The organism is Mycolicibacterium xanthum, from assembly GCF_019710635.1.
GTDB lineage: Bacteria > Actinomycetota > Actinomycetes > Mycobacteriales > Mycobacteriaceae > Mycobacterium > Mycobacterium xanthum.
Map to the genome: position 1 here is coordinate 1 of NZ_JAIFZS010000111.1, position 1,371 is coordinate 1,371.

Sequence of the window (1,371 nt, forward strand, 5' to 3'; positions counted from 1 at the left end):
CCTAGAACGGTGGGGGTTCGTCGGGGTCGTGGGGCGTCATCGGTGGGGGTTGCCAGTCGGGTGGCAGGGTCTCGGGTTCGTAGGGTTCGTTGACGAAGGCCATGAACGGGCTGGTGGAGGGTTTGACGCTGGGCGGGCAGCCGTGGAACAGCGTGCGGTACCAGCGGGCCCGGTTGCGCCATGTCCGGTGGGCGGTTTCCGTGCGCGCCGCCCGGTTGCGGTAGCGGTGGTACTCGGTGTGGGGCAGATGCTCGCGCAGCCGCTTGCGGGCGGCGGCCACCCGGGCACGGTCTTCGGGCCGGCGCCGGGCCAGCCCGGGGAACAGGTCGGCGCTTGCCGGGGCGGTGCGGTATTCGTCGCCGGTCGGTGAGGTCCAGACGATGATCCCGTCGGCCAATTGCCGGTCTGTCCAGCCGCAGTCAAAGGTTTTCAAGCGGTGATGCAGGCGGCAGTAGCAGGCCAGGTTGTCGTGCACGGTGAGGCCGCCGGCGGTGGGGTCGGCGTGGTTGAACGGCTCGGTGTGGTCGATGTCGCAGCGCATCGCGGGCACCGTGCATCCGGGGAAGCGGCAGGTCAGATCGCGGGCCCGGATGTAGTGCGCCAACACCGCCGACGGCCGGTAGCGCACTGCCTGCTCGGTGGTGGTCGGGGGTTGTTCGAGGATCCGCCGGGCGGCGTCGCGGGCCAGCTCGCGCACCAGGGCGGCGTCGATGACACCGTGGCCGGCCAGATACCCGGGTGCATCGCTGGCGCCGGTCACCGTGTCGGCGGTGGCGATGACGTTCAGCACGACCTTCGGTGCGGCCGGAGGCTGCGCGTCGCGGGCCGGGCAGTCGGGCTCCTCGCATCTACAGGTCGGGGCGCCCAGCGAGGTCAGGGCGTCGGCGCGACGCTGGTCCAGGCTGCGCGGATCGCCGCTGCACACCGTGGCGGCCAGCTCGGACAGCCGGCGGTCCAGGGCGGCGCCGTCCAGCGCGGGCAACGTGGCGCGCAGCTTGGCGGTGCCGTCGGGCTCGGCGCTGATGCGCACCGCGCGGGCGTCGTAGGCGTTGTGCCGGCGCCTCTTGACGGCCTCGGCGTCGATGCTGGTGACCGCCTGGTCGACGGCGTCGATGATGCGTTTGCGCGACCAGCAGGACCATCCGGCGATCCGCTCGGCCAGCCACGCATCCACGGCGGGGAACAGGGCTTCCTCGACCAGGTCGGTGCGCGCGATGATGATCTCGGTGGTGCGCCAGTCGATGCCGCCGGTGGCCAGCAGCGCGCCCACCGCGGGCAGTCGCACGTCGAGGGCCTCGGCCGCGGCCACCAGCGTTCGCGCGGCGCCGGGGGTCATGTTCATCACCGCGGCCACCTCGGCGGCGGTGCGGT

Annotated in this window: 1 protein-coding gene; it reads right to left on the reverse strand. The window is 72.7% G+C overall.

Features of this window, described 5'->3' with window-relative positions; genetic code table 11:
• Nucleotide 1: 1 nt before the first annotated feature.
• A partial coding sequence (locus tag JDV09_RS26150; RefSeq protein WP_221372040.1) for an HNH endonuclease signature motif containing protein occupies nt 2-1,371 on the reverse strand: 1,370 nt, incomplete at its 5' end.